Source organism: Roseibium alexandrii DFL-11, from assembly GCF_000158095.2.
Classification (GTDB): Bacteria; Pseudomonadota; Alphaproteobacteria; order Rhizobiales; family Stappiaceae; genus Roseibium; species Roseibium alexandrii.
On the sequence record NZ_CM011002.1, the window covers coordinates 3,621,775 to 3,648,161 of the forward strand.

At 56.6% G+C, this 26,387-nt stretch carries 25 protein-coding genes and 1 pseudogene; 9 read left to right on the forward strand and 17 right to left on the reverse strand.

Going from position 1 to position 26,387, the window contains the following annotated elements:
* Positions 1-124: 124 nt before the first annotated feature.
* A complete protein-coding gene (locus SADFL11_RS16615) occupies positions 125-1,114 on the reverse strand; it encodes an ABC transporter substrate-binding protein (RefSeq protein WP_081450534.1) in 990 nt (329 codons plus the stop codon).
* Positions 1,115-1,455: 341 nt separating this feature from the next.
* Between SADFL11_RS16615 and SADFL11_RS16620 the strand changes: the two genes are divergently transcribed.
* Positions 1,456-2,229, forward strand: coding sequence for a nitroreductase family protein (locus SADFL11_RS16620; protein ID WP_456114967.1), 774 nt, complete (start codon positions 1,456-1,458; stop codon positions 2,227-2,229).
* A 67-nt stretch (positions 2,230-2,296) separates the two neighbouring features.
* On the opposite strand, the gene SADFL11_RS16625 is transcribed toward SADFL11_RS16620, so the two are convergent.
* From SADFL11_RS16625 to SADFL11_RS16635, 4 genes and pseudogenes are all read right to left on the reverse strand, one after another.
* Positions 2,297-2,695, reverse strand: coding sequence for a hypothetical protein (locus tag SADFL11_RS16625; RefSeq protein ID WP_228198213.1), 399 nt, complete (start codon positions 2,693-2,695; stop codon positions 2,297-2,299).
* A gap of 12 nt (positions 2,696-2,707) precedes the next feature.
* Positions 2,708-2,860: pseudogene (locus tag SADFL11_RS25865) on the reverse strand (TadE/TadG family type IV pilus assembly protein); the annotation flags it as partial.
* Between the two features lie 2 nt (positions 2,861-2,862).
* On the reverse strand, positions 2,863-3,402 hold the full coding sequence (locus tag SADFL11_RS16630) for a TadE/TadG family type IV pilus assembly protein (RefSeq protein WP_040451242.1): 540 nt from the start codon (positions 3,400-3,402) through the stop codon (positions 2,863-2,865).
* Between the two features lie 10 nt (positions 3,403-3,412).
* Positions 3,413-4,822: a TadE/TadG family type IV pilus assembly protein gene (locus tag SADFL11_RS16635; protein ID WP_134853065.1), complete on the reverse strand. Its 1,410-nt coding sequence runs from the start codon at positions 4,820-4,822 to the stop codon at positions 3,413-3,415.
* A gap of 469 nt (positions 4,823-5,291) precedes the next feature.
* Between SADFL11_RS16635 and SADFL11_RS16640 the strand changes: the two genes are divergently transcribed.
* Complete coding sequence (locus SADFL11_RS16640; protein ID WP_167578999.1) at positions 5,292-6,116, forward strand: heparin lyase I family protein; 825 nt, start codon at positions 5,292-5,294, stop codon at positions 6,114-6,116.
* A gap of 88 nt (positions 6,117-6,204) precedes the next feature.
* Here SADFL11_RS16640 and SADFL11_RS16645 read toward each other — a convergent pair whose 3' ends face one another.
* The 11 genes from SADFL11_RS16645 to SADFL11_RS16695 form a co-directional block, all read right to left on the reverse strand.
* On the reverse strand, positions 6,205-7,341 hold the full coding sequence (locus SADFL11_RS16645) for an acyl-CoA dehydrogenase family protein (RefSeq protein WP_008194861.1): 1,137 nt from the start codon (positions 7,339-7,341) through the stop codon (positions 6,205-6,207).
* A 13-nt stretch (positions 7,342-7,354) separates the two neighbouring features.
* Positions 7,355-8,548 carry an acyl-CoA dehydrogenase family protein gene (locus tag SADFL11_RS16650; protein ID WP_008193853.1) on the reverse strand — a complete coding sequence of 398 codons (1,194 nt, stop codon included), beginning with the start codon at positions 8,546-8,548 and terminating at the stop codon, positions 7,355-7,357.
* Between the two features lie 72 nt (positions 8,549-8,620).
* Positions 8,621-9,082, reverse strand: a complete 462-nt coding sequence (locus SADFL11_RS16655; RefSeq protein WP_008190164.1) for a MaoC family dehydratase — start codon at positions 9,080-9,082, stop codon at positions 8,621-8,623.
* Between the two features lie 231 nt (positions 9,083-9,313).
* Positions 9,314-9,760: a MarR family winged helix-turn-helix transcriptional regulator gene (locus SADFL11_RS16660; protein ID WP_008194148.1), complete on the reverse strand. Its 447-nt coding sequence runs from the start codon at positions 9,758-9,760 to the stop codon at positions 9,314-9,316.
* Between the two features lie 162 nt (positions 9,761-9,922).
* A complete protein-coding gene (locus SADFL11_RS16665; protein ID WP_040451237.1) occupies positions 9,923-11,125 on the reverse strand; it encodes a CaiB/BaiF CoA transferase family protein in 1,203 nt (400 codons plus the stop codon).
* 1 nt (position 11,126) lies between these two features.
* Positions 11,127-13,268, reverse strand: coding sequence for an acetate--CoA ligase family protein (locus SADFL11_RS16670; RefSeq protein WP_040451235.1), 2,142 nt, complete (start codon positions 13,266-13,268; stop codon positions 11,127-11,129).
* A 14-nt stretch (positions 13,269-13,282) separates the two neighbouring features.
* Positions 13,283-14,806 carry an AMP-binding protein gene (locus SADFL11_RS16675; protein WP_008188698.1) on the reverse strand — a complete coding sequence of 508 codons (1,524 nt, stop codon included), beginning with the start codon at positions 14,804-14,806 and terminating at the stop codon, positions 13,283-13,285.
* A gap of 20 nt (positions 14,807-14,826) precedes the next feature.
* Entirely contained in the window at positions 14,827-15,606 is a 780-nt protein-coding gene (locus SADFL11_RS16680) for an enoyl-CoA hydratase-related protein (protein ID WP_008193106.1), read from the reverse strand.
* Positions 15,607-15,711: 105 nt separating this feature from the next.
* The gene (locus SADFL11_RS16685; RefSeq protein ID WP_008192857.1) at positions 15,712-16,917 is read right to left on the reverse strand and encodes an acetyl-CoA acetyltransferase; all 1,206 of its coding nucleotides are present in this window, start codon (positions 16,915-16,917) and stop codon (positions 15,712-15,714) included.
* A 12-nt stretch (positions 16,918-16,929) separates the two neighbouring features.
* Positions 16,930-18,417 carry a hydroxymethylglutaryl-CoA synthase family protein gene (locus SADFL11_RS16690; protein WP_008193102.1) on the reverse strand — a complete coding sequence of 496 codons (1,488 nt, stop codon included), beginning with the start codon at positions 18,415-18,417 and terminating at the stop codon, positions 16,930-16,932.
* A 29-nt stretch (positions 18,418-18,446) separates the two neighbouring features.
* Positions 18,447-18,860: a PaaI family thioesterase gene (locus tag SADFL11_RS16695; protein WP_040452706.1), complete on the reverse strand. Its 414-nt coding sequence runs from the start codon at positions 18,858-18,860 to the stop codon at positions 18,447-18,449.
* Positions 18,861-19,058: 198 nt separating this feature from the next.
* On the opposite strand from SADFL11_RS16695, the gene SADFL11_RS16700 reads away from it, so the two are divergent.
* The 7 genes from SADFL11_RS16700 to SADFL11_RS16730 all read left to right on the forward strand — a co-directional run bounded on the left by SADFL11_RS16700 (position 19,059) and on the right by SADFL11_RS16730 (position 25,728).
* On the forward strand, positions 19,059-19,979 hold the full coding sequence (locus SADFL11_RS16700; RefSeq protein WP_134853067.1) for an SDR family NAD(P)-dependent oxidoreductase: 921 nt from the start codon (positions 19,059-19,061) through the stop codon (positions 19,977-19,979).
* Entirely contained in the window at positions 19,979-20,839 is an 861-nt protein-coding gene (locus tag SADFL11_RS16705) for a MaoC/PaaZ C-terminal domain-containing protein (protein WP_008195576.1), read from the forward strand. The genes SADFL11_RS16700 and SADFL11_RS16705 overlap by 1 nt, the downstream gene beginning before the upstream one ends.
* A gap of 19 nt (positions 20,840-20,858) precedes the next feature.
* The gene (locus SADFL11_RS16710; protein WP_040452704.1) at positions 20,859-21,305 is read left to right on the forward strand and encodes a MarR family winged helix-turn-helix transcriptional regulator; all 447 of its coding nucleotides are present in this window, start codon (positions 20,859-20,861) and stop codon (positions 21,303-21,305) included.
* Between the two features lie 33 nt (positions 21,306-21,338).
* A complete protein-coding gene (locus SADFL11_RS16715; RefSeq protein WP_040451234.1) occupies positions 21,339-22,484 on the forward strand; it encodes a CaiB/BaiF CoA transferase family protein in 1,146 nt (381 codons plus the stop codon).
* Between the two features lie 194 nt (positions 22,485-22,678).
* Positions 22,679-23,743, forward strand: coding sequence for a C4-dicarboxylate TRAP transporter substrate-binding protein (locus SADFL11_RS16720; RefSeq protein WP_209002636.1), 1,065 nt, complete (start codon positions 22,679-22,681; stop codon positions 23,741-23,743).
* The gene (locus tag SADFL11_RS16725) at positions 23,731-24,330 is read left to right on the forward strand and encodes a TRAP transporter small permease (RefSeq protein WP_050776020.1); all 600 of its coding nucleotides are present in this window, start codon (positions 23,731-23,733) and stop codon (positions 24,328-24,330) included. Before SADFL11_RS16720 ends, SADFL11_RS16725 begins: the two co-directional genes overlap by 13 nt.
* 54 nt (positions 24,331-24,384) lie before the next feature.
* A complete protein-coding gene (locus tag SADFL11_RS16730) occupies positions 24,385-25,728 on the forward strand; it encodes a TRAP transporter large permease (protein ID WP_008195839.1) in 1,344 nt (447 codons plus the stop codon).
* A gap of 95 nt (positions 25,729-25,823) precedes the next feature.
* Here SADFL11_RS16730 and SADFL11_RS16735 read toward each other — a convergent pair whose 3' ends face one another.
* Complete coding sequence (locus tag SADFL11_RS16735; protein WP_008189266.1) at positions 25,824-26,309, reverse strand: GNAT family N-acetyltransferase; 486 nt, start codon at positions 26,307-26,309, stop codon at positions 25,824-25,826.
* Positions 26,310-26,387: the final 78 nt, after the last annotated feature.

Genomic DNA, 26,387 nt, shown 5'->3' on the forward strand with positions numbered 1-26,387 from the left:
ACGATATGAAGTAGTTTTTAAAGGTAATTCTCTAATTTTCTCTCAATACGTGCAAAACAACAAAAATAGCCGGGACGGACGAACCACCCCGGCATCAGAACTATTTGAACAAAGCCCGCTCTGCTTAGAGCTTGTCTGTCACTGCCGTTGAGGTCGCGCCCTCAGGCTCCTTGGTAATAACCGGATCAGACCCACCAGACAGGAGAGACTTCACGGTCCGCTCATAGGCGGCCATGTCCAACTTGCCGTCAGACCCATCGACCAGCTTGTTGATCTCGCCAACCATCCGGATCTGATGCTTTTCGGTTTGAGCACCGGTCGCGTCGTTTTCCAGAACGATTTCAGCTGCTTCTTCCGGGTTTTCGGCGGCATAAGCCCAGCCCTTCATGGAGGCTTTTACAAAGCGTGCCAGCTTGTCGACCATTGCCGGGTCCTCAAGGCTGGACTCCAGGACATAAAGGCCATCTTCAAGGGTCGCGACGCCCTGGTCTTCATATTTGAAAACCACCAGCTCTTCCGCGGGAATGCCTGCGTCGATCACCTGCCAGTATTCGTTGTAGGTCATCGTGGAAATGCAGTCGGCCTGCTTCTGAAGCAGCGGATCCACATTGAAGCCCTGCTTGAGAACCGTCACGCCACCGTCACTGCCGTCAGTTGCAATGCCAAGCTGGCTCATCCAGGATAGAAACGGATATTCATTGCCGAAGAACCAGACGCCAAGTGTCTTGCCGCGGAAGTCTTCCGGAGAAGAAATTCCGGTTTCTTTCCGGCACGTCAGCATCATCCCGGACTTCTGGAACGGCTGGGCGATGTTGACGAGCGGCACGCCCTTTTCGCGCGATGCCAAAGCCGACGGCATCCAGTCGATGATGACATCTGCACCGCCACCGGCGATCACCTGCGGCGGCGCAATGTCCGGACCGCCCGGCTTGATTGTGACATCAAGGTCTTCCTCTTCGTAGAAGCCTTTGTCTTTGGCGACGTAGTAACCTGCAAACTGGCCTTGCGTGACCCATTTCAACTGAAGCGTCAGCTCGTCGGCAGCCTGCGCTCCGGTCGCAAACAGACCAGCGCCAAGGACCGAAGCCAGTGCCAGACTTTTGAGTGCCTTCATTGCCATTCCCCTATTGTTTATGGGCGTGCCTTGGTGGCTCCGCCCGTCTCTGGAATTCAAACCTTGCCGGGAATAAAGGAATGAGCATCTCCCTCACGCTCTTGCACATTCCCCGCAATATGGCCGCGCTGCACTGTGCGGACGTGTCGTCTTCTCCACAGTCAGCCTGACCAAATGGTCAAGAAAATCTAGAAAGCTGCCAGCTCTCTGGTCAAGACTATTTTTTAGTCATGCGGAATTTTAATTCTGTTGACCCGTTAATTCGCTCATATTGTTTCTATTTTCCAATTTCCACTCAAGCTTGCGTTGCCATGACATTGGCAATTCCTGCAGTATCAACCATGCTGCCTTTGAATGGAACTCAGGCAAGCCTCATACTGATGGACAACAGCCAAGACGCGCAAGGTCTTTCCATGATCGACAAATCAACCCTCGTCTACACGGCCGTTCCAATGCCGGACCGGCGGGCTGTTTCCGATGAAGACATGCGCCAGCGCGCCGATGAGTTTCTGGAAGATGTTCGCACACGGCATACGGTTCGCCAGTTTTCCGACAAACCGGTAGAGCGCAGTGTGATCGAAACCTGCATACGCGCTGCCGGAACCGCTCCTAGCGGCGCCAATCATCAACCCTGGCATTTTGTGGCAATCCGTAATCCAGACCTAAAACGCCAGATTCGGGAAGCAGCCGAAGAAGAAGAGCAAAAGTTTTATGATGGCGGCGCGGGAGATGCCTGGATCAAGGCGCTGGAACCGATCGGCACCAACGCGCACAAACCGCATCTGGAAATCGCTCCATGGCTAATTGTGATCTTTGCCCAGCGCTGGGGCACGTATGAAGACGGCACGCGCTACAAGCACTACTATGTTCCTGAAAGCGTCGGGATCGCGACCGGTGTGCTGATCACGGCTTTGCACCATGCAGGTCTCAGCACCTTGACCCATACGCCCAACCCTATGCGGTTTTTGAACGATATTCTGGACCGCCCGGAAGCCGAAAAGCCCGTCATGATCCTCGCCGTCGGCCACCCGGCAACCGACGCCACCGTTCCAGCCGCAGCCAAAATCAAAAAACCTCTCAAAGAGATCCTAAGTGTGTTTGATACCGAGGCTTAGTTCGGAAAAAATTGGAGACTTGAGCACCGTCTCAAAGGGCTAAGCTGTACCGGCGTTTGCGCAGCAATCAGCTGTCGTCTTCGTGAAGAATCTCTGTTTTGAACCGCGGGCGCCGGATATGAAAATCATTAAGACTGAAGTCACCGACAATGTCACTTACAAACAAGGCTGAATGCTCCAACGACAACTGTACGACGATGACAGTGTCGCCTTCTGCGAGGGTGGGAAAATCAAACTGGGCCAAATCTTCCTCTGTCAGAAGCGCATCGTCATCGTTGCTCTCTGACCAGTGAACCTCCAATTCATCCTCATCATCGAAGAAATTGCGGACACTCGAAACTGTCATGGTGAAATTGCTGTCGGTCGCGTAATTTCCGAGAATAGACTCCGCCGTTGCTTCAATAAGATCGAAGTCATCTTCTGTAAACTCAACACCGTCGAAGCGCGTAACGAGATCTGTTGTCACACTCGCTGCTCGCTCAAGCTGACGGGAAGCGCGGAACCCATCAAACAAACTGGCGGTGTTCAAAAAAATCAAAATCAATAATGGGAAAATCAGCGCAAATTCGACGGCCGCAACTCCGTTCGTGTCTGTCCGGAATTTCCGTAGGCGTGTGGATCGTATCGGCATTGTTAGAAAGGCTCGTTCATGAAGGCCATTGAAGACACCATCTCATATTGGTTATTAGCGCTTTTAGACAGCGCCAGACCAAATCCCAACCCAGGCGTATAGACATCTGTCGTCAGACAAGCCCGCATGAATACGATGCTGCTGGTGCTGCCGGGATTGAAAGTCACAACGGGTTTAAAGTCATTGCTTGTGTCCACACAAACGGCATTCGTTTCCGGCAGATCGATCAGACTTGAGATTTCAATGAGCTCAATGGTGAGGTTGTTGACGCAATCAGGAACAACAATTCCCACGATCTCACAGATGTCTTCTTCAAAATCTTCACGGGACACTGTGTTGTCGGCCAAACCTTTTGTGACAGCCCCAATATAGACTGACTTCGACGTCGTGTTCACAGCATGGTCCAGCATTGTCATCCGGATAAACAAGAGCCCCATCTCAAAACAAGACAGAAACAACGCAAAAAATGGCAGCCCAATAAGCGCAAACTCTACGGCTGTCGCACCGTCTTTCTTTTTAAGGAAACTTCGCAACACACGCATTGAAATTAACCTAACCGGAGACCCGAAGGTTGTTGACCGCTGATGCTATCGCATTGAATGCATCTTCGATGTTCAAACCCTCCACAAAGTAGTAATTTGAAAGACTTGACGCACAATACTTAAGCAGCTGATCTGGAAGAGAACCGCTATTGATTTGAAATCCTATCGTATATACTTGAACATTGTTATCGTTCAAATATTCACAGACGCGCTTGAAGTATGCAACCGCATCATCAGCTTTAGTGGAAGCAGTATTTATATTGCCTTTGGATACGATGGTTTGCTGAGTTTTGTTTTTGATTTTGCCAGTCGTTGTGTAATCTCTTGGCCGAAACTGCGCAGTAATCGCGCCGTCTGTCATGATGACCGCAACCTTGAGCGTGTCTTCATCGTTGAAATCAGCCGGCCGGTCCGAAAAATCACCGCCCAGCTGACCCCTCATTGAACCGGACAGCACCTTCGCGCCCCACAGTGCCCCGATGTCCATTCCGGTGCCATCGGACAAATCCATGTCATCAATCAAAGCTTTCAAATCGGTTGTATTATTTGAGTTCAACACCATTGCGGAGTCTTCAGACGGGCACCAGGGATTGGTGGCCACCCACTTTGTAAAGTCCGGCACTTGCGGGCGGCTGTTCGCCGGTATCGCGGCCATATCGAAGTCATCATCCGTGTATTCGATGCAACCCTCTCTCTCCGTAGAGAACATGAATTTGCCGTAGGGAACGTTTTTGTTCACGTAGTAATTGGCCGAACTTGGCGAATCGATAACCCCCGGGGTCGATGAGTTCACAGCGTATGTATCGTAGAAGTCACCGATGTTAACGGTTCCGCCGAATGGTATGATGCTCAGGGACGTGTATTCCTTGTCTTCGTCTTCCTTGAGCATCGTGTCGATGAAACCCTTTGCAGCTTCCCGCAGGCTTGTGATTTTTGACCCGCCCATGGACGAGGAAATATCAAGAACAACGGATACTTCGATGTTTTGCGCAGCTTGCTGAGCGACTGAAGATGCCAAAACACTCGTCTTATCGATCCCGGCCAGCTTCAAAATCGTCATTTCAATATCAACGGTCGCAGTGATCTCGACAGACTTTGCGTTGAGGCTGTCCGTCACATCCCCCATCGTCAACTTCAGAGTTGTCCACGGCGCCGTGTCAGGAAGATTGGCCTGAATATACTCATCCACCGTATCTTCGATATCCGCAGTGTTGCTCAACGAAGCGGCCGCAAGCGTCGCTGAGTCCAACGTGGATTGGAGTTTTGCCTGAGCGGTCGTCATCCGGACTACATCAAGACTCCCGATCGTGATCAGCATCAGTGGTACAAACGCCAAAGCTGTCAGAATGGCGACATTACCGGACCGATCCGCCCCCAAGCTGGAAAAACGGGACGCAAGTATTGGAAAAAGTGAGCGCAATTGCGGTATCCGTAATCTAATTTTGCTTTACAGCTGTGGCTCCGGTCTTCAGACCCTGAACGGATCAACGTCGACCAAAGATCGGTACAGTATTTCTGAAATAACAATCCGACCACTTCTATAGAGTTAATCTGAATAAATAAATTAGATATGGTTACACTTGCCTGAACGCAGCTTTATTGCCTATTTTTTGTTCATACTACGTATTTTTGTCAGTATCTGTGTAGAGCGAGCTTTGAATCTGGTCATCCGCGCAAAGATTAATCTCCTTCTTTTCCAGAAAATCGAGAAATTGGTCCATAAAAAATCGTGATCACAAGTCTGTGTTTACGGAACGATAAACATGCCCTCGCGTTCGCTCACTTGATGAATGAAAGAAAAAAGGGATTTCTCTGTGACCGCAGGCGACACCGGAGCCATACTGTTTTCGAAAGCAAAAACTTGTTCCGTTTGCGGAGTTCTGACGCTCTTGGGCGCTTCAACCGCACTCGCTCAAGACGAGATCGTGATTGGTGGTAAAGCCGTACCTGTCGAGGAAGACTCCTACAAATGTGACATGACCGCTGAGGAAATCCCGGATGACCTGAGCATCAAACGGCTGGCGAATTGTGAATCCGCCGAGCTCATCGATTTCGAAATGCCAGGCAAGGATCTGCGCGCCGTAAAGTTCACCATTTCACCGGACGACAAACCTATTTCATCCGGGATTCGCGCTGAGTTGCGCGACATGTACGTGGCCAAGAATGGCGAGGAAGTCTGGTACCGGATCTCCACATTGATCCCGAAAACGTTTCCCATGGAAGCAGACCACCGGCTTGTCCTGTCTCAGTGGCACGAACGGCTGAGGGCGGGTGGCCATAGCTTGCGGCCCAACATTTCACATCGGCTTTGGAACGGCCGTTTCGTCGTGACCCTTTGGAGCGACGACGTCATCGAACGGCTTGGCACCATCGAGGGAGACGGCCAGATCCTTTATTCGGAGCCTCGGATCGACCAGGGTGTCTACCACGAATATGTCTACCGTGTTGTGTGGTCGCCGGAAGATGATGGCCGGATCAATGCCTGGATGCGGCAATGTCCGCCCCTGCGGGAGACCTGCGACGGCCGTTGGCAGGACATGATTCAGTTTGAAGGCACAACCGGCTACTCCAACGACAAAGTAGATGGGTACTACTTCAAGTACGGGCTCTACACCGTGAGTGACTTTGAAGTGCCGTTTACGGCTTTTCACAAGGATTACTGGAGCGGACCAACCGCCGAGAGCATCGGATTGTCCGATCCGATCTTCAAATGATCCCGGCGAAAAATATGGCTTGTGGCCAACATATTACCGCAGTCGGGAGGACTATCCTCCCGATCGCGTTGTTCAGCAGCCACGGTATCTAAGTCATCTGGCGGGCATAGCGCTCCAAATGGTGATCTGTATCGCCGAAAGCCTTTTCTGCGAACATGGCCCGTTTCACGTAGTCCCCAAGCTCATATTCGTCCGTCATGCCGATCCCGCCATGCATCTGGATCGCATTTTGGCAGATCACCCGCCCCCGTTCGCCAAGGTAGACCTTGGCGGCAGACACGGCTTTTTTCCGAAGCGGGGCGTCCGGGCTATCAGCGGTCATGGCTGCTTCAAAAACCAGTGACTTGGCATGCTCGAAATCGATCGTCATTTCGGCGAGCTGATGCTGAAGTGCCTGGAACTCGCCAATCGGACGGCCGAACTGGGTGCGGACCTTGAGATACTCGGTCGTCATGGCAATGATTTTCTCAAGCGCTCCTAAAGCCTCTGCGCACAGCGCTGCCGTGCCAAGATCTGCGACATGCTCGATAATGTCACCAGCCTTGTCTTTCGGACCAAGCATGTCCGATGCTGCCACTTGAACACTATTCAGCACAATATCCGCACCGATCCGGCCATCTGCAAACCGGTAGGGTTTTATCTCCACACCGCTTGCGGCTGGCCGCACAACGAACACGCTTAAGCCTTCCGGCTCAGCCGTGGCTCCGGAGGTTTGGGCCGACACGATCAGAATGTCCGCTGATGGAGCGCCGATGACCGCTGTTTTCCGGCCGGTGAGCCGGTAGCCATCGCCGTCCGGTTCCGCACGGGTCGTAACGCTTGAAAGGTCAAACCGGCTTTCAGGCTCCAAGAAACCGACCGCGGCACGTTTGGAGCCATCCGCAATGCCCGGCAGAAAAGCCTTTTTCTGATCTTCTGTCCCAGCCAATTGAAGGGCGCCGCCGCCCAAAACAACGCTTGCCGTAAAGGGCTCGAGCGAAAGATGCCGTCCAAACTCGACGGCCGCGACCATCGTGTCGACAGCCGTTCCGCCAACGCCCGCATAAGCCTCTGCGATCGGCAGGCCCAGCATTCCAAGCTCACCGAGCGCCGACCAGATCGCAGGATCATGATACTGTTCCTCGGCAATGAGGGCTCTTCGGGCGGCCTGGCTGCAGCCATCGCTCAAAAGCTTGCCGAGACTGTCAGATATCAAGGATTGTTCTTCAGAATAATTGAAATTCATGACGCCGGTCCGCTTAGCTGAGGAGTGCTTTTGAAATGATGTTTTTCTGAATTTCGGTCGAGCCGCCGTAGATCGTTGCCTTGCGGCGGTCGATGTAAGCTGGCATGCGCGGGATCGCGTAGTCCGGCCCAACTGTGCCGCTGTTCCACGCAGGATCCATAGCCGCTTGCTGCCATGGCAGGGCATGCACACCGACCGCATCCATTTGCAGTTCGGCAATGCGCTGCTGCACTTCAGTGCCCTTGATCTTCAAAACGGATGGGAAGGCCCCGTTCAGACCCGTGCCACTGCCGCTCAGCATCCGCATGTTGGTGAGTTCCAATGCCCTGAGGTCGATCTCGAGCCGCGCGATCTTCGCCGCAAACAGCGGATCCTCGATCAAAGGCTTGCCGTTTTTCTTCTCTGTCCGGGCGATTTCCAGGAGCTTTTCAAACTCGGCCTTGCAACCGCCGACGCCGGCAATCCCGGTGCGTTCATGCCCGAGCAGGAATTTGGCATAGTCCCAGCCCTTGTTTTCTTCGCCGACCAGGTTTTCCGCCGGGACCCGGACTTTTTCCAGAAAGACTTCATTGACCGAATGCATGCCGTCAAACGTGATGATCGGACGGACGGTAATGCCGGGGGTTTTCATGTCGATCAGAAGGAAGGAGATTCCCTGCTGCTTCTTGGCCGCGTTGGGATCAGTGCGCACCAGGCAGAACATCCAATCGGAAAAATGAGCGTATGACGTCCAGATCTTTTGTCCGTTGACGATGAAATCGTCACCGTCGCGAACCGCTGCCGTTTTCAAGGAGGCCAAGTCCGACCCCGATCCGGGTTCAGAAAAGCCCTGACACCACGGGACTTCACCACGGGCAATCCCCGGCAAGTGACGGGCTTTCTGGTCCTCGCTACCGAATTCGATAATTACCGGGCCGACCATGTTAACGCCAAACGGCAGAACACGGGGCGCTCCTGCAAGGTAGGCTTCTTCATCAAAGATGTTCACCTGCATCGGTGTCCAGCCGCAGCCGCCGTGTTCCTGGGGCCAGCGGGGTGCAAGCCAACCCTTTTGTCCAAGGATACGCTGCCAGCGCATGAAGTCCTCGCCATCGAGCTTTTGTCCTGCCCTAACCTTGTCGCTCAAGTCTTTCGGCAGTTCCGCCTCCAGGAAGGTCTTTACCTCGGAACGGAAAACTTCGTCTTCCGGCGTATAATTGATGTCCATGCCTCACTCCCAATTTGTTTATCTGCCTCTACGCACCAACCGCTCCTCCAGCGGCTTTGACGCCGATAGCGTTTACCGTCCCGCGATGAGCCGTTTGGCGGTGTAGGTGATCACCGTTTCCCCGTTTTGATTGACGATGTCGTTGCGCGTCGTCACCACGGCGCGGTTGCCCTTGCTGGTCTGACGAACCTCCAAAACTTCCACGATGGCGTGAACGGTGTCGCCGGCCGTGACAGGCGCCAGAACCTTCTTGTCGACTTCCAGAAGCGCCAGCCCCGTCGCCTGGATCAGCGTCTGGCACTGGATGCCTTCGATCAATGTGTAGGTCAGCGCGGCGGGCGCTACTCGCCCCCTGGCCGCGACACCTTGCCCAAAGGTCTGATCGGTAAACAGGACTTCGGTCATTCCGGTCACACCGACGAAGGCGATGATGTCTGCCTCCGTGATCGTGCGTGCCAGCGTCCGGTACCGGTCACCAGCGGAAAAGTCCTGCCAGTAGAACCCCGGTCCGACGAGCCGTGGAGATCGTGTCATGCGTCTAAACACTCTCATAGGTGCGTGATCGGGGGTCAGGCCCACCCGAAAACGTTTTTCATAAGTATATTTATTATTATATTGCGAACTAATTTTCTGGCAAGCGTTTAAAGCGATCTGGTGGTTACAACCCTCCGGGCAGAGCCCCTTCAATGCGGCACGCGAAAAACCGCCGGCTTTGGTGGCCAACGCCTGGTTTCATGAAATTACAGAGAATAAGCCCGACCAGGCCTAAGCGCCGGTTCCGCTCAACCGGCCCTGAAGGTTCTGCCGTGCCTTGCGCAGGGTCGTGATCAGATGCTCAATGTCACTTTCATCGACACCCTCGAAGGTGACTTCATTCATCTGGCGCATACTTTCGCCGATCTTCTTCCAGACTTCCTGCATCTTCGGCGTCAGCCAAACACGTTTGGCCCGGCGGTCTTTGTCATCCGGCCGGCGTTCCACATAGCCTTTGGCTTCAAGCCGGTCGACGAGACCGCTGATCGTGACCGTTCCGATATCCATCCGGGACGCAAGATCCGTCTGGGTGAGTCCATCATCCTTGTGAAGATGATTGAGCAGGAACACCTGCACATGGGTCAGGTCGTACTCGGTTGCCAGCTGATCAAACAGAATCCGGCGGAAACGGGCAATGTCGCTGAACAAAGTACCAAGCTTGCGATCCAGGTCGTGCATGTGTGTCCAATTTCAGGTTTGCCAAAACCGATTTCATCAGCGGATCTACGCCACCCACTTTTTGCTATCGGTCCGGTCAAAGTCTTTATCCCTGCCTTATCAGCGCGCGATCCTTAGCAAAATATGTACATGCGAACAATCGTCAGTTGGTCGAGGATAAACTTACCGAGTTGTTTCCAGACATTTTGTGATTTCTGACGCAGAGAAGCCAAGTTCTTCCAGAACTTCGCGACTGTGCTGCCCAACCTGAAACGGCGGCTCTGCCTTTTGGTGCGGCCCGTCCTCGTTCGCCACGAATGGCGCACCAAGCAAAGTGACGGGGTCTGATGTGCAGTGTAGTTTCCCCGCTTCCACAAGCAGGCCGCGATGGTCAAGCTGCGGGTCGGACAGCGCCTGGCCCAGATCACGAACGGCTTGGACGGGAACGCCATATGCTTTCAGGATTTTCAGCCAATCCTGGGTGGTTTGGCCACGCAGAACCGGGCGGATCAGCTCCCGGCCTTCTTCATGATGTTTGTGGCGGGCAAGCTCAGAGGAGAATCGCGGGTCCTCCAATAGCTCCGCAAGACCGAGTGCCTTGAACGCCCCCTCCTGCTGATCTGAAGTCAAGGTGGCGAGCAGGATCATGCCATCCAATGTTTCGAACGTTCCGGCAGTCGGTTGGGTCATCGGGGATTCATTGCCCATCAGGGGCGGCAGATGCCCTCGAACCAGATAGTCCGCCCCTTGGCAGCACATCAGCTGAAGGGCCGTGTCATACATGGCAACGTCCAGAAACTGGCCTTTTCCGGTCATGGCCCGACGGTAGAGCGCTGCGGCTATGGCATAGGCCGCCGAAACGCCGGTTGTGACATCAACAAGCATGAAACCGATCCGGGTCGGCCCTGTCTCCGGGAACCCGGTCAGCGACATCATCCCAGAATCTGCCTGTATCGCAGAATCATAAGCCTTTTCCGAAGCTCTTGGACCGGTTTGCCCATATCCGCTGATGGAACAATAGATGACATCCGAATTGGCTTTTCGGACCGTCTCATAGTCGATGCCAAGTTTTTTCGCCGTTCCCGGCACGAAGTTTTCAATCACAACATCCGCAGCAGAAACCAGCCTCTCGGCGGCTTCCTGTCCAAGCTCCGATTTCAAATCAAGGGCAAGGCTGCGCTTCCGAAGATTGCCGGTGAGAAACGCCGGCGAGAGGCGTTTTTCCGCCATTTCAGGACTGGCCAGCACCCCGCGCAGCTGGTCTCCAACGCCGGGCGGCACGACCTTGACGACATCCGCGTCGAGCAACGCCAGCATTTGCGCAGCCATCGGCCCTGAAAGCGCGCGGGTAAAGTCGATGACTCGCAGTCCCTTGAATGCCCGCATGTCACCTTACCGCCGGATCGCCGGCAAGCACCGTGGCTTTGGGAACAATGACTGCGTCCAAGGCAACAGCGCTGTCCGGCAGAACCACAAACGGATTGATGTCGATTGTTTCCAACCGGTCAGCATTTTCGGCTGCAAAGACCGACAGCCGGGACAGAGCTTGCGCCAGCGCCTTAACGTCCGCAGGCGGCGCGCCGCGTACACCATCCAGCATTGCCCGCCCCTTGATCTCGCCGATCATGCGATGCGCTTCATCAATGCCGAATGGTGCCAGGCGGAACGTCACGTCCTTCATCACTTCAACGAAAACCCCGCCAAGACCGAACATCACTGCCGGACCGAGCGCCGGATCATTCGTCACGCCCAGAACCGTTTCAACACCGCCTGAGACCATTTCACAGACGAGCACGCCCTCTATTGTGGCATCTGGCTGGGCTTCCCGCGCCCGGTTCAGGATCACCTCAAAACCCTCGGCGATGGCCTGTTCATCATTCAGGTCAATCAAAACGCCGCCGATCTCGGTTTTGTGCAGAATATCCGGCGAGGCAATTTTCAAGACCACGGGGCCGCCAATCCCATGCCACGCCTTGACTGCTTCTTCGGCACTCTCCGTCAGGACGTCCCGTGTCACCGGGATGCCGGCGCTTGCCAGAATGGCTTTTGCTCCAGCTTCGGACACCAGCCGGTCCGGCACTTCAGACACACCTGCCGGAAGAGCTGAAGGCGTATCCGGCTGACCGCGTTCGAATGTTTCATAGAACTGGGAAAGGGCGGCCATTGCACGGATAGCCATGACCGGATCTTCGAAACAGCCAATGTTGAGCGCTTCATAGTCGGCAATGATTTCGGGTGTGGCGATCATGCTGAGCGCCATCGGCGTCTCCGGGTGTTTTTCCCGCAGGTCCTTGAAAGTCTGAAGGCAGAAGTCTTTGAGACCCGGCGCCTGCGGAGCGCTCGCAAGATAGGTGGCGTAGGCATCACAGCCGCTTTCGCGGATCGACAGATCAATGCCCTGACCAATGACTTCCGGCTGGTTGAGCACCTGCCCGGTAATGTCGATCGGATTGCGCACACCAGCGTATGGGATCAGTCCCAGCAGTTTTTGCTGCAAAGCCTCCGGCATCGCCGGAACTTCCAAGCCGTTTTTGACAGATTCGTCAGCCATTTGAATGCCAATGCCGCCTGACACGGTCTGAATGGCCATCTTCCGGCCCTTCGGGAAGAGCCCTGTCTGACAGGCATAAGCGACGTCGACCATTTCCTGGCAGCTGTGCGCCCGGTAGACGCCATATTGTTTGAAAAGCGCGTCGTAGATCGCATCATCACCAGCGAGACTGGCCGTGTGTGTCGCCGCAGCTTCTGCGCCCACATCCGTATCCCCAACCTTGATCATGATTACCGGCTTCTTCGCGGCGCGGGCCAGATCAAGGGCCGCACACATACGGTCCCGGTCCTTCACGCCTTCGGTGTAGGCCATGATGGTCGAGACATCCTGATGCTCAGCGTAATAAGCGATCACTTCGGCAACATCGATGTCCGATTCATTGCCGGTCGTCACCCAAAGGTCCGTTGCAACTCCGCGCCTTTGAGCCATGTAGAACATGTGCGCGCCATAGGCCCCGCTCTGGCTGATGATCGCGGTTTTTCCCGGAGCGAGGCGCAAGCTGGCCTGAACGCTTGAAAAAGTACCGAACCAACCGGCACTAACACTGAACGCTCCGATGCAGTTTGGACCAATCAGTCGCATCCCGGAGTTCTGGGCAGCTGCCGCGATCCGCTGCTGCGTTTCAGCGCCTTCCGCGCCTAGTTCGGCAAAACCGGAGCTAAAGATAATCGTGGACTTGGTGCCCATAGCTGCGCAGTCAGCTACGGTCTTTTCAACGAGAGAGGCAGGTACGGCGACAATCGCGCAATCCACCGCTTCCGGCACATCGGTGATCGAGGGATAAGCCTTGAGCCCCTGCACTGTCGGCCGCTTCGGATTAACCGGATAGATCCGCCCCTTAAAGCCACCGGCGATCGTGCTGGCGACCGGCCGCCCACCAATCCGGCTTGCATCGTCGGAGGCGCCGATGATTGCGACCGACTGGGGTTTCAAGAGGACATCAAGGCTGGCGCTGGTGGAAGGCAATACATCGGCCATGAAACGTTCCTCACTCAAATCCGCCGGCCGGCATCGGCCCAAAAAGCATCGCGCAGCTTGCGCTTGAAAATCTTGCCGTTGTCATCCCGTGGCAAGCTGTCCTTGATCAGGATCTTACGGGGGATCATGTAGCTGGCAATCCGTGACCGGAGGTAGTCCTGCAATTGACCGGTATCGATGGTGGTGTCGGGTTCCGGCTGAATGGCAACGGCAATGGCTTCGCCAAGCTCAGGATCGGGGATTCCAAAGACAGCGCAATCATGCACCTGGTCATGACCGAACATGGCCGCCTCGATTTCCGCTGGATAGATGTTGACACCGCCGGAGATGATCATGTCGCGCTTGCGGTCGGAGATGAACAGATAGCCATCTTCATCGAGGTAGCCAATGTCGCCAACGGTGAAGAGCCCGTCACGTTCTACAACTGCCCGGTCCTCCGGCCGGCCCTCGTAGATAAAGTCGGGAAAGGAATGCAGGCGGCAATAAATTTCGCCTGGCACATTCGGCGGGCATTCCGAGCCATCTTCGGCAAAGATCTTGATGCTTGCATCCTCAACGGCACGGCCCACCGTGCCCGGCTTATGGAGCGCCTCTTCGCTGGAACACAATGTCACTGCGCCGGTTTCCGTGCCACCGTAATACTCAAAGATCACAGGTCCCCACCAGTCGATCATCGCGCGTTTGATATCCGGGGGGAACGGTGCGCCGGCGGCAACGATGTGCCGCAGGGAGGATGTGTCATATTGCCGGCGCACCGCAGCAGGAAGTTTCAAGAGCCGGATAAACATGGTCGGCACCATGAAGGCCGTGGTGATTTGATGCTCCTCAATGATCTGAAGGATCTTTTCCGGATCGAACCGCGGAACAAGAACCAGATCGCCGCCGACATCGACCGTCAGCATCGCAAACCGGTTCGGGGCCGAGTGATACATCGGAGCCACCATCAGCGTCCGGCAGTCTTCAGAGAAAATCTTGTTGTACCCGGTGCTGACCAAAGTCGGGTTGCTCAGCCGGCGGACACCTTTTGGATGGCCGGTGGTCCCGGAGGTGTAGATCATCGCGGCCTGTCCATGGGCATCCGGTCCAACCCAGACAGACTGTTCTGCAAGCCAGTCTTCCCAGACCAGGTAACCATCCGGCACAGCACAAGCATCTACTGAAAGTCCATAGCTCTCTGCAATGTCGGGCGGGGTCGGCACGATGATAATCTGAAGCTGTTCAATGACATCGGCCGGGAGATCCGAGCCAATCTGGCTCCAGAGATCCGCATGAATGACAAAGACCCTGGCCTTGCAGTCTTTCAGGATGTAGGCGGCTTCTTCGGCCGTGAACCGCCAATTGACAGGGACTGCGGCCGCTTTCACAAGAGCGGCCGCAAGGTCCATCGTCACCAGCGGAAAATCATTGCGCATCATGGTGGCGACTGTCCCGCCTTCCGTGACGCCGGCTTTCAGGAAACCACTTGCCGCCCGGCGCGCCAGGATCCTGATGTCGGCATGGTCCATGGACCGCGGCCCGCAAATCAATGTCTTTGGCATGAACTCGGTACTCTTCCCGTTTAGTGGCCCAGAAAATTGGGCTTGCGGCTTTCACCGAAGGCACGAACGCCTTCTTCGAAGTCCTGGGTGTTGAAGGCCTTGCTTTGACAGGCTGCTTCCAGGCGCAAGGACTCATCAAGGGACGCCGATTGCGCGGCTGCGATTTCGCGCTTGATCAGGCCGAGGGCAACCGTTGGACCAGACCCGAGGCGCTGTGCCAGCGCAGTTGCAGTGTCCAGGACGCTGTCATCTTCCGTGACCTCGTGAACAAGGCCCCAATCCTTGGCAGTTTCTGCCTCCATCGATCCGCCAAGCATCGCCAGCGCCGTGGTACGCGATGCGCCGATCCGGTGCGTCAGAAGCGAGGAGGCCCCGCCGTCCAGGACTGCGCCGATCCGGGCGAAAGACAGGTGAAACTTTGCGGATTGAGCTGCAATGACGATGTCGGACGCGAGGACAATGGAAAAACCGGCACCGGCAGCTGGGCCATTGACGGCGGCAATGACCGGAACCGGCAAGTCCCGCAAGGCCTGAACCACCCGGTTGATCCCACCAAGGATTTGCGTCTCGATATGCTGGCGGCGCGCCAGGATCGTCTCAAGATCGAGATCGGCACCGCTGCAAAACCCGCGGCCAGCACCGGTGATCAAAACAGCGCGTACGCTCGGAGCATGAAGCTCTGAAAGAAGCTCCGACAACATGCCCTCGCGCATGTCCGTCGACAGCGCATTCAACCGGTCCGGACGGTTGAGGGTCAGGCTCAGCACGCCGCTGTCCCGCTTTACAAGTAAATCGCTCATTGCTCCTCCCCAGGATGCTTTTACAGGCGGCTCCTCCTGCCGCTTAGCTGTGACAAGGCCCGGCCAGGTATCAGTCACCGGGCCCTGCCATCGCGATGGCGGCGTTTATGCCCCCATCTTTCCGACGATCGCCAAAGAACAGACGTTCTGATGCGGGAAACCGCCCAGATTGTGTGTCATGCCGAAAACGGGTTCTTCCGTCCGCTGGCGTTCACCCGCGCGGCCCTGAAGCTGCAGATACATCTCGTAGATCATCCGGAGACCAGAAGCGCCAATCGGGTGGCCAAAACACTTCAACCCTCCATCGATCTGGCAGGGGACCTTGCCGTCGGCATCATAAAAGCCATCCATGATATCCTTCACGGCACCGCCTTCTGGCGAGATGAAAAGGTCTTCCATGGTCACCAGCTCGGTGATCGAAAAACAGTCATGCACCTCAAAGAGGCTGATCTGCTCGCGCGGATTGGTGATGCCGGCTTCCTTGTAAGCCCGTTCGGCACATTTGCGCGTCGTCACAAAGTGGCTGCCATCCCAGGAATTGTGCTGCGCTTCCAGTCCGTTGGAGGCGGCCAGCTGCAAGGCTTTCACGGTAATCAGATCATGTTTGCCGAGAGACTTGGCGATTTCCGGTGTGGTCACAATGGCGCAGGCGGACCCGTCAGACACCCCGCAGCAATCGAACAGGCCAAGCGGCTCGGCAATCATCGGAGCGTTAAGCACCTTGTCTTCGTCGATCCGGTTGCGCAGATGGGCTTTGGGATTGCGCGCGCCGTTGTCGTGGCTTTTGACGGAGATATGCGCCATCGCGCGTTTCAGATCACCGGCGTCAATGCCATGCTTGGCCCTATACGCGGACGCGAGTTGTGCGAAGGATCCAGGCGCGGAAACGTTCGCCCAGAAGAGATCATTCACCGAGCCACGGTTGCGCTGAGGCAGGCCGCCGTAGCCTGTGTCCTTCAGCTTTTCAACGCCCAACGCCAGCGCGATGTCGGCCGCCCCGGCTGCGACTGCATAAACGGCGCCCCGGAAGGCTTCCGAACCAGAGGCGCAGTAGTTTTCAACGCGCGTGACCGGAATATTCGGCAAACGCAGCGCCATCGACAGGGGCACAGCTGACTTGCCGACATGCTGCTCCTCAATGGCCGTGCCGAGCCACGCGGCATCGATCTGATTTTTCTCAATACCCGCGTCGCCGAGGGCTTCAGTGAACGCTTCGATCATCAGATCTTCGGCATTGTCGCTCCAGCGCTCGCCAAACTGCGAACAGCCCATGCCGAGAATGGCGACCTTGTCTCTAATTCCAGATGCCATGTTCTTTCCTCCCTATTCGGCCGCTTCAGCTGGCGCGCTGGCCTGATCATCATTGTCTGGCGTTGCCTTCCAGAAGTACCGGCGGAAGCCACGGTTTCTGTCGTAGTCCTTCACCCGGAACATCAGCTTCATGGGCATGCCGACCGCCAGTTCCTGATCCGGGTCAACGTCGGTGAAATCGGCCATCAACCGGCCGCCGTCCTCGAACTGGATCATGCCGTAATAGGCGGGCGGGTCCGGAGAGAAGGTCAGCCGGTCGGCCGTGAAGGAATTCAGCCGGGCCTTCTTGTCGGCAAACGCGTTGTCTTCCTGCGCGCCGATAGCGCCGCAATTTGGATTGACGCAAACATTGCTTTTGGGGAACTGCAGCGTGCCGCATTCACTGCAGCACCCTCCGATCATGCGCTGAGCCATGTCCCGGTTTCGATAGTGGGTGGAGAGGCCGGTTTGTTTGTCGACCTCCGCCCTTATGCCCTCTTCCACCGTGACCAGGCCATTGACGGTGAGAAAGCGAGCGTAGTTTGTGTCCGCCCGGCGGCGGGCCAGATGGCCGGAAACAGCGGTTCTCGGTGCAAGCTTTTCGATGGCGTCCGTCACTTCGAAGATCAAAGCATCGCAGCCTTGGCCAAAGCCGGTGACAAGGATTTTATCTCCGGGGCTGGCGGTTTCCAAAGCGTGGACCAGCATAATGACAGGATGGGCGGCCCCCGCTTCCCCGCAAGTGGCTTGGAGATTGTCGGCAACCGCCTCGTCCGCAAACCCCGCCTTCATGGCGAGCATGCTGGCGACCCGCTTCATGGCGGCCGGGAAGCAGAACGTCGTGACATCGCTTGCCGCAGTACCCGTTTTTTCAAGGACTGCGGTGATCGCCTCCGGAACGATTTTCAAATAGCCTTCATCGCGCAGCCAGCGCTCTTCCCAGGCATAGTCATACGCGTGGCCAGCCCCCCGGAAATGGTCGACAAAGTCGGCAGATACAGTGTGCGCCCCGATGAATTTCGCGACCACATCGCCTTTGCCCACAAGAACCGCCGCGGCGCCGTCGCCATAGGTCATTTCTTGCGGGCTGGCGGCCTTGGTCTTGCGTTGTTCGGATGCGGCAAAAAGAATTGGTTCTTCGGCGCCGGAAGCCGCTTGCAAGGCGACCGACAACCCGGAACTGCCCGCGCGCTGGGATGCTGCCAGATCGAGGGTCATCAACTGGCTTTTGAGGTTCAATGCTTCGGCAACCACACCGGCATTTTGCCGGTCGTCAAAAGGAAAGCTGGTGGATGCCATGAAAACCGCGGAGATCTCGGAGCGATCCAGCCCGGTCAAGCAATCCCGGGCCGCTTCCACTGCCATGGTGATCGCATCTTCGTCCCAGCTAGCGATCGTTCGCTCGCCTTTTGCCAATCCCTTCAAGCCGGGATTGTACCAGCCGTGCATCTTGCTGATTTCAGCACGTTGCAACCGGCTTTGCGGCAAGTAACCGCCGAAGGCCAGAATTCCCAAGTCCATATCGTTCCTCCTCGTGCGCCGTTCAGCGCTTATGCTTTCGGCTTCCTGTCAAACAGCTTGAATGCCCCGGATGCGGTGGCGATCAAGGTGCCGTCAGGCAGCGCAATTTCTCCTTCTGCAAAAAACACAGATCGGCCCCCACCGATCTTGCGGCCATGTGCCCGCAACAACCCCTTGCGCATCGGGGCGATGAAATTCGTGTTTAATGTCAGTGTCATGCAATAAAAGCGTGGTTCGGGAGGCGGGCGATAGCACCCGGCCATGCCACACGCGAAATCGAGTGCGCTCACCAGAACACCGCCATGGGTCACGCCCATTACGTTGGTGTGATAGCTGTCGATCTCGACTTCGACACACGCATGATTGCGCTGCCATTCGGTCAGCTCGAACCCGACATGCTTGTTGAACTCCCCTATTGGCTCCGATGTCTCGGCAAGGGTCATGACCTCTCCCACTCTTGCGGCTCCAGCCATCGCCGTCATCCCAGACAGCACTGGTCAATGCATCAACTCTAGGCTGGATATTATATGTGTTGATTATTATTCGCAAGCGTATTATTATTTTGCGATACAAATTTAGCAGTTCGGCACATTGCGTGTCGAAACTGCCCGAATACTGAGGCCAAATACTGAGGGATGGGAATGTCTGACAAAGCTTTGCTGGATGGAAAAGTCGCAATTGTCACCGGCGCGGGCCGCGGTGTCGGCCGGGAGATAGCTCTCTTGATGGCTCAGAAAGGCGCTAGCGTTGTGGTCAACGACCTCGGCGGGACCGGCGGCGGCGAGGGCGAGGACGCACTCCCCGCAACAGAAGTCGTCAACGAAATTAAGGCCGCTGGCGGAAACGCAGTTGCCAACTTCGACAGCGTCACCGACTCGGCAGCAGCCCAAGGTATGGTTGACCAGGCAATCGAAAACTTCGGCAAGCTCGACATCGTGGTCAACAATGCCGGCATTGTCCGGGACGCGATCTTTCACAAGATGACGGAAGACGAGTGGGATCAGGTGATCGCCGTCCACTTGAAAGGCGCCTACAATGTGAGCCGCGCCGCCGCGACCGTGTTCCGGGAGCAGCAATCCGGCCGCATGATTCACATGACATCCACGTCCGGATTGATCGGCAACTTCGGTCAGGCCAACTATGCGGCGGCGAAACTCGGGATGGTCGGTCTGTCGCGTTCCGTCGCCCTCGATATGGCGCGTTACAATGTCACGTCCAATGCGATCGGACCATTTGCCTGGAGCCGTCTTATCGGCACGATCCCGATCAAGTCCGAAGAAGAGCGCATTCGGGTTGAGCGCCTGAAGAGCATGACCCCGGCAAAGGTCGCGCCGCTGGTTGCAGCTCTTGCCTCCGATGCCGCCCAGAACGTTAGCGGCCAGGTGTTTGTTTCTCGGGGCAGTGAGGTCATGCTGCTCAGCCAACCGCGGCCGGTCCGGTCCATGGCGCGTCCTGACGGCTGGACGCCGGAATCCATTCTCGAACACGCATTCCCGGCTTTTTCCAGCACACTTGTGCCTCTTGAGCGCTCGGCCGACGTGTTCTGCTGGGATCCGGTCTGATGGCCATCGACTATGACAAGCTGATGGACTGGCCCTTCGAAAAGGTTGAACAAACCTATTCAATAAAGGACAGCATCATCTATGCCCTTGGCGTCGGATATGGCCATGACCCGGTCGACGAGGGGCAACTGCCCTTCGTTTTCGAGGAAGCCGATTTCAAGGCTGTTCCGACAATGGCCGTTGTACTGGCCGGGCCAGGTTTTTGGCTGCGCGATCCCGAGACTGGCATCGACTGGCGCAAGATCCTGCATGGGGAACAAGGCATTCGCTGGCACAAGCCTCTGCCAAAATCGGCGACTGTCACAGCACGCACCCGCATCGCCCGCGTTCTCGACAAGGGGGCTGACAAGGGCGCGCTTATTTATTCCGAACGTGATCTCGTCGACAAAGCCACCGGCGATAAGCTCGCCACCTTGTCGTCGACCACCTTTGCGCGCGGGGATGGAGGTTTCGGCGGAGCAACCGGCCCGCAGCCGCAGCCGCACGAATTACCCGAGCGCGACCCTTGCGCTGTGTGCGATCTCCCCACAAGGCCGCATGCAGCGCTGCTTTACCGCTTGTCCGGCGACCCCAACCCTCTGCATGCTGACCCGAAGGTGGCCGCGGCAGCCGGTTTCAAAGCGCCGATCCTCCATGGTCTTTGTACTTTGGGGATCGCCGGACATGCGGTTCTGCGCAGCTTTTGCGAATATGACACGACCCGGCTGAAATCCCTGAAATTGCGGTTCTCAAGTCCGGTCTATCCAGGCGAGACCATCCGGACCGAGATGTGGCGGGATGGCGGCGTTGTCTCATTCCGGTCCAAGGTGCTGGAGCGCGATACGGTGGTTTTGAACAATGGATGCGTCGAACTGGGATAACAAAGAGGGAGGACGCGAAATGGATGCAACGCTCGCGGCCTGCAAATCGATCTTTCAGGACATTGCCCGGTTTCGTGGCCTTCTTTTCGATCGCCTCATCGCTCCCTATGGGCTGACCATGTCCCAGGCACGCGTGCTTTTGCACCTGCTTGCCGAAGACAAGCTGACCCAGTCGGACATCGCGCGCCGCATGGATGTCGGCACAGTGACGGTGGGTGGTCTTGTCGACCGATTGGAAGCACGCGGTCTGGTTGAACGCCGGGCCGATCCGGTCGACCGGCGCGCGAAGCGGGTTTGCCTCACGGACGAGGCCCGGCCTTTGGAAAAAATCATGGACGCATGCAGCACGGAAGTTGACGGAGCATCCTTCAAGGGCTTGCCGGAAACCAGCATTCACGTTTTGCTGTCCAACCTGCAAGCGGTCCGGCAGAACCTGCTTGAGACACTGAACAAAGATGCCGGCTGAGCGCGGCGATAACAAAATCTGGGAGGACTGGGGATGGGGCCACTTCACGGTGTGAAGATTGTTGAGTTTGCCGGTATTGGGCCTGGCCCTTACGGCTGCATGATGCTTGCCGATATGGGGGCCGAGATCCTGCGGATCGACCGGGAACCAACCGGGGCTTCGGACATTGAAGGCATTGACGAACAATGGAAAAACAGTGTTGCCCGTGGCCGAAAATCCATCACGCTTGATCTGAAGGATCCTGCCGCCGTTGAAACCGCGCTCAAGCTGATCGAAAAAGCGGACGCCGTTGTCGAAGGTTTTCGCCCCGGTGTTATGGAGCGGCTCGGTCTTGGTCCGGACGTATGTCTTGGCCGCAACCCGGCGCTGGTTTACGCCCGCATGACCGGCTGGGGCCAAACCGGCCCTTTGGCGCATGCGGCCGGTCACGACATGAATTACATCTCGCTGTCCGGGGCCCTTTGGTCCTTCGGTGAAGACGGGCGCGATCCGGTGCCACCACTCAATCTTCTCGGAGATTATGGCGGCGGCGGCATGTTCCTCGCCTTTGGCATTGTGTGCGCCTTAATGCGCGCCCTAAACACCGGCGAAGGCGATGTGATTGATGCCGCGATATCAGACGGAACTGCGGCTTTGATGGCTCCGGTTTACATGTGGCTCGCCAACAACCGTTGGCAGAACCAACGGGCCAGCAATCGCTTGGACGGAACAGCGCCCTATTACGGCGTGTACAAATGTTCCGACGGCAAGTGGGTATCGATCGCACCGATCGAGGAAAAGTTCTGGCAGCTGTTCCTGCATTTGCTGAAGCTTGACGAAGCGGACATCGGCGACCGCCATGACACCCGCCAATGGCCGGACATCCGCCGCTGGTTTGAAAGCATCATCGGCGCACATCCACGCGATCATTGGTGTCAGCTGTTTGAAGGAACAGACATCTGTTTCGCGCCAATTCTGGACCTGGAAGAAGCTCCGGCTCATGCACACAATGCGGCGCGGGAGACCTTCGTGGAACGTGACGGCATCGTTCAACCGGCCCCTGCCCCGCGTTTTCAGAATGCCAAAGCCACGTTGCCGTCCAGGCCGCCGCTCATAGGCGAACATAACGAGTCAGTGCTGCAGGACTGGGGAGTGACTGGCGAAGACGCGCCGGTTTTGAGGAACAGCAGCGCAATCTAACACAACACGCTGAACCGAGGCGCACGGGCGGACTGGAGATGTGCTTGCGCAATTATATAATATGCGTATAATTCGTATACTTATAATAATAGACCAAATGTATTGAGTTGTGAGGGAGCGAAACGCGGCGAACACACGCAGGCCGCATGGATCGGCACCTGTTTGGCCCGGTCCGAACACGGGAGGAGATAAACATGATTTCCATAAAGTCGGCCCTTTTGGGTCTGGGCTTGACCATCGCCATGGCAGGCGTGGCATCCGCTGAAACCATGCTGCGCTATTCCGAAGCGGGCCCAAACCGGGGCGCCAGAGCCAAAGCCTTGCAGTATTTCCTGGATGAAGCGAGCCGCATGACAGAAGGCCGGCTAACCTTCGACGTGCATTGGGGCGGCGCGCTCCTGAAATGGTCAGCCGTGCTGAACGGAGTTGCCGCTGGCGCGGCCGACATGGGAACCGTCATTGCCCCTTATTCGCCCAAGCAGCTTCAAGGCCTTGCAATCGGGGATCTGCCCATTTCGTCGTCTGACACCTGGGTCGGCCTCCGGGCAATGCACGAGCTGATGACAACGAACGAACAGCTCAAGGACTTCCTGGCCAAGGAAAACGTTGTCTTCCTCAGCAATTTCACCTCTACCGGCACCCAGTTTGAGTGCACCGGCGATCACACGATCGAAACGGCTGACGACTTCAAGGGACTCACGGTTCGGGCAACCGGAACGGTCGGCAAGGCGCTCAATGAGCTTGGCGCCAATGTCGTCAACATGACCTTTGACAAAGTCTATCAGGCACTTGATTCCGGTCTGGTCGACTGTGCTGCCGGTTACTACTACACGAACCGCGCGTTCCGGCATTATGAGATCGTCGATCACATCACCGAGGCAAACTGGGGCCAGGTCGGCGGCTTTGCCCTGGTCATGAACAAGGATGTCTGGGAAGACCTTCCTGCGGAGTATCAGAACGCGATCATGACCGCCGGATCCCAGATGATCGACGAGTTCGCCCGCATTCAGATCGAGACCATCAACGACGTGAAAGCCGGGCTTGCGAGCGGCGAAATCGGCCGTCAGGTGCCTGTGGTTGCGCTTGACGACGCTGAGCGCGCGAAGTTGCTCGCCATGACGGACAAGTATGTCCAGGAATGGATCTCCGACATGACCGAACGGGGATATGACGGCCAGGCGATCTGGGATCAGTATGCCGTTCTCGTCGACAAGTATGCGGATGAGCTGAACACCAAAGGCTATCCATGGGCACGGTGACGCCCGGCAAACCGGTCCCGCCTGGCAGCGGGCGGGGCCGGTTCTCCTCCCCCTTAAGACTTCTGGCGGGGCTGGAAACAGCGTTCATAGCAATTGCCGCTGTCGCCATTTTGAGCATGTGTGTTTACATCACGCTCGGCATCGTCCTGCGCACCTTTGTCGGGATGCAGATCCCGGATGAAGTCGTGATTGTCGGAGACCTGATGATCGGCGCCTTGATCCTGCCATTGGCCTATGTGGCGGCCGATCGCGGCTTCATTGCCGTTGAAGTCATAACGGACCTGCTGCCAAAAGCTGCCCAAGTCTGGCTCAACGTGCTCGCGGCCATAATCGGACTGTGCGCGGTGATCCCAATCACTTATGCCGGATATCTTGCCATGATCCACGCGATCGAAAGCGGCAACTATTTCTTCGGCATTCTGGAAGTCCCCGAGTGGCCGGGACGGGTCGCATTCTTTGCAGGCTATGCCTTGTTCTTCATCCGCCTAACTGTCTTGTTCATTCAAGACGTCTGGACCGCAATCAGCTCCGGCGGCGGGGGAAACTCCAACAAGACACACGATCCAAGCTGGGAGGAGGCTGCCTGATCTCCAGCCGGCAGCCACCTCGTTCACAAATCAACTCGAACGAGAGACACTCTAGTGGACCCCTCAACAATTGGTATCTTCGGCTTTGTGACAGCGCTCACACTGCTCATCTTGCGCGTTCCAATTGGATTTACGCTGGTCAGCGTTTCTTCCATCTGCGCTTTGGTCACATATGCTTGGCGCCCAGGCTCTGAGTTCAATCTCGGCCGTGGCCTGCGCCCGGCAATGGCGCTGATTGAATCCAACGCCTTTGAGTTCATTCACTCCTATTCCCTGTCGATGGTGCCGCTGTTCATCGCAGCTGGTCACATCGCCTATCACACCCGCATTACAACGGATATTTACGACGCGGTCCGGGTTTGGATGTCCCGCCTCCCCGGCGGTTTGGCCGTTGCGTCGCTGATCGGCTGCGGCGGCTTTTCCGCAATCACGGGATCCAGCGTTGCTTGTGCCTCGTCGATGGGCCGGATTTGCGTTCCGGAAATGCTGCGCTATGGCTACGACAAGCAACTGGCAAGCGCGAGCGTCGCTGCGGGCGGCACACTTGGCGCACTCATCCCGCCGAGCGTTCTGTTTATCCTATACGGCACATTCACCGAGACATCGATCAGCCGGCTGTTCATGGCCGGTGTGGTGCCAGGCCTCTTGAGTCTTGCCGGGTTCATCATCACCGTGCTGGTCTGGGTCAAACTCCGGCCGGAAGCGGCCCCCGTCCCCGAAGGCGCAATTTCTGGAGACGACCGGTTTACGGCCGCGATCAAAGCCTGGCCGGCCGCCACGCTGATGATCATCATCATTGGCGGGATCTATGGCGGCATCTTCACCGCCACGGAAGCAGCTGCCGTCAGTCTGTCATTCGTGTTGATCTACGGAACAATTTCAGGCCGGTTGCGGTGGGCGGATTTCGTCCTGTCGATGCGCGAAACCGCCTATCAGACCGGATCTCTGTTCTTCATTGCGGTCGGCGCCAAGATCTTCGTCTCCTTCGTCTCCCTGACCGGGGTGACAGGCGGCCTGGTCGATATCGTATCGTCTTCGGGCCTGGAAACCTGGATGATCCTGTTGTGCATCGTCGCGATTTACCTGGTGATGGGCATGTTCCTGGATCCGATCGGCACCATGCTTTTGACCCTGCCCTTCACGGTCCCGCTCATCGAAGGCATGGGATTTGATCTCATCTGGTTTGGTGTCATCGTCGTCAAACTGCTGGAAATCGGCCTGATCACACCGCCGGTCGGCCTCAATGTCTTCGTCATCAATTCGGTGGTTGGACGGGAGATACAGGTTCACACGATCTTCTTCGGGATCATGAAGTTCCTGGTGCTGGACATTGTTGTCCTATTGGCACTACTGGCCTTCCCGATCCTGTCACTCGGCCTGCCGAGCCTGATGTTCTGATCAACAAAAGGCGCTGCCCCGGCCTTCCGCCGGGGCCTGAGTGTATTTGGTCCCGGCACAAGGCCGGGACGGCGGACGATTTAATGCTAAAGGCTCTAGAATAGAGACTTCTCAAAATAGACGCGGTTGAATCCGTCTTCGGTTCGGCGGCCGGTCTCCGTGTAGCCGAGCTTTGGATAGATGCGGAGATTGGCCGTCATCTTTTCGTTTGTGTAAAGGCGGATGGCGGAAAGACCGAGCGAACGGGCTTCCGCCTCGCAGTGGGATACAAGGGCCTTACCGATGCCTCGACCGGCTGCGGCCGAGACAACAGCGACATTTTCCAGGAACATGTGGTCGGCCCTCGGGAAATAGACGACGAAGCCCAGGAAACTGCCGGTCTCATCTTCTGCAACATAAACCTGCCCAGCGCCGATCTGCGCCTCAAAATCAGCAATCATGGGCGCCGGCTTCCGGCCGATTGCCGCGATATAGGGGGCATAGGCCTCGTCCGCACAGGCACGGACAGCCGATACATCGTCTGGGACGGCGGGCCGGATCTTCATCGCAAGGCACTCCAGATCAACTGATTGCTGCCCCATTCATTCCGGCAGAATGGGCATTTTGCAAGAAAAGACCCGGACGCTGTTCATACGTCCGGGCAAGAAACACTCCGGTGA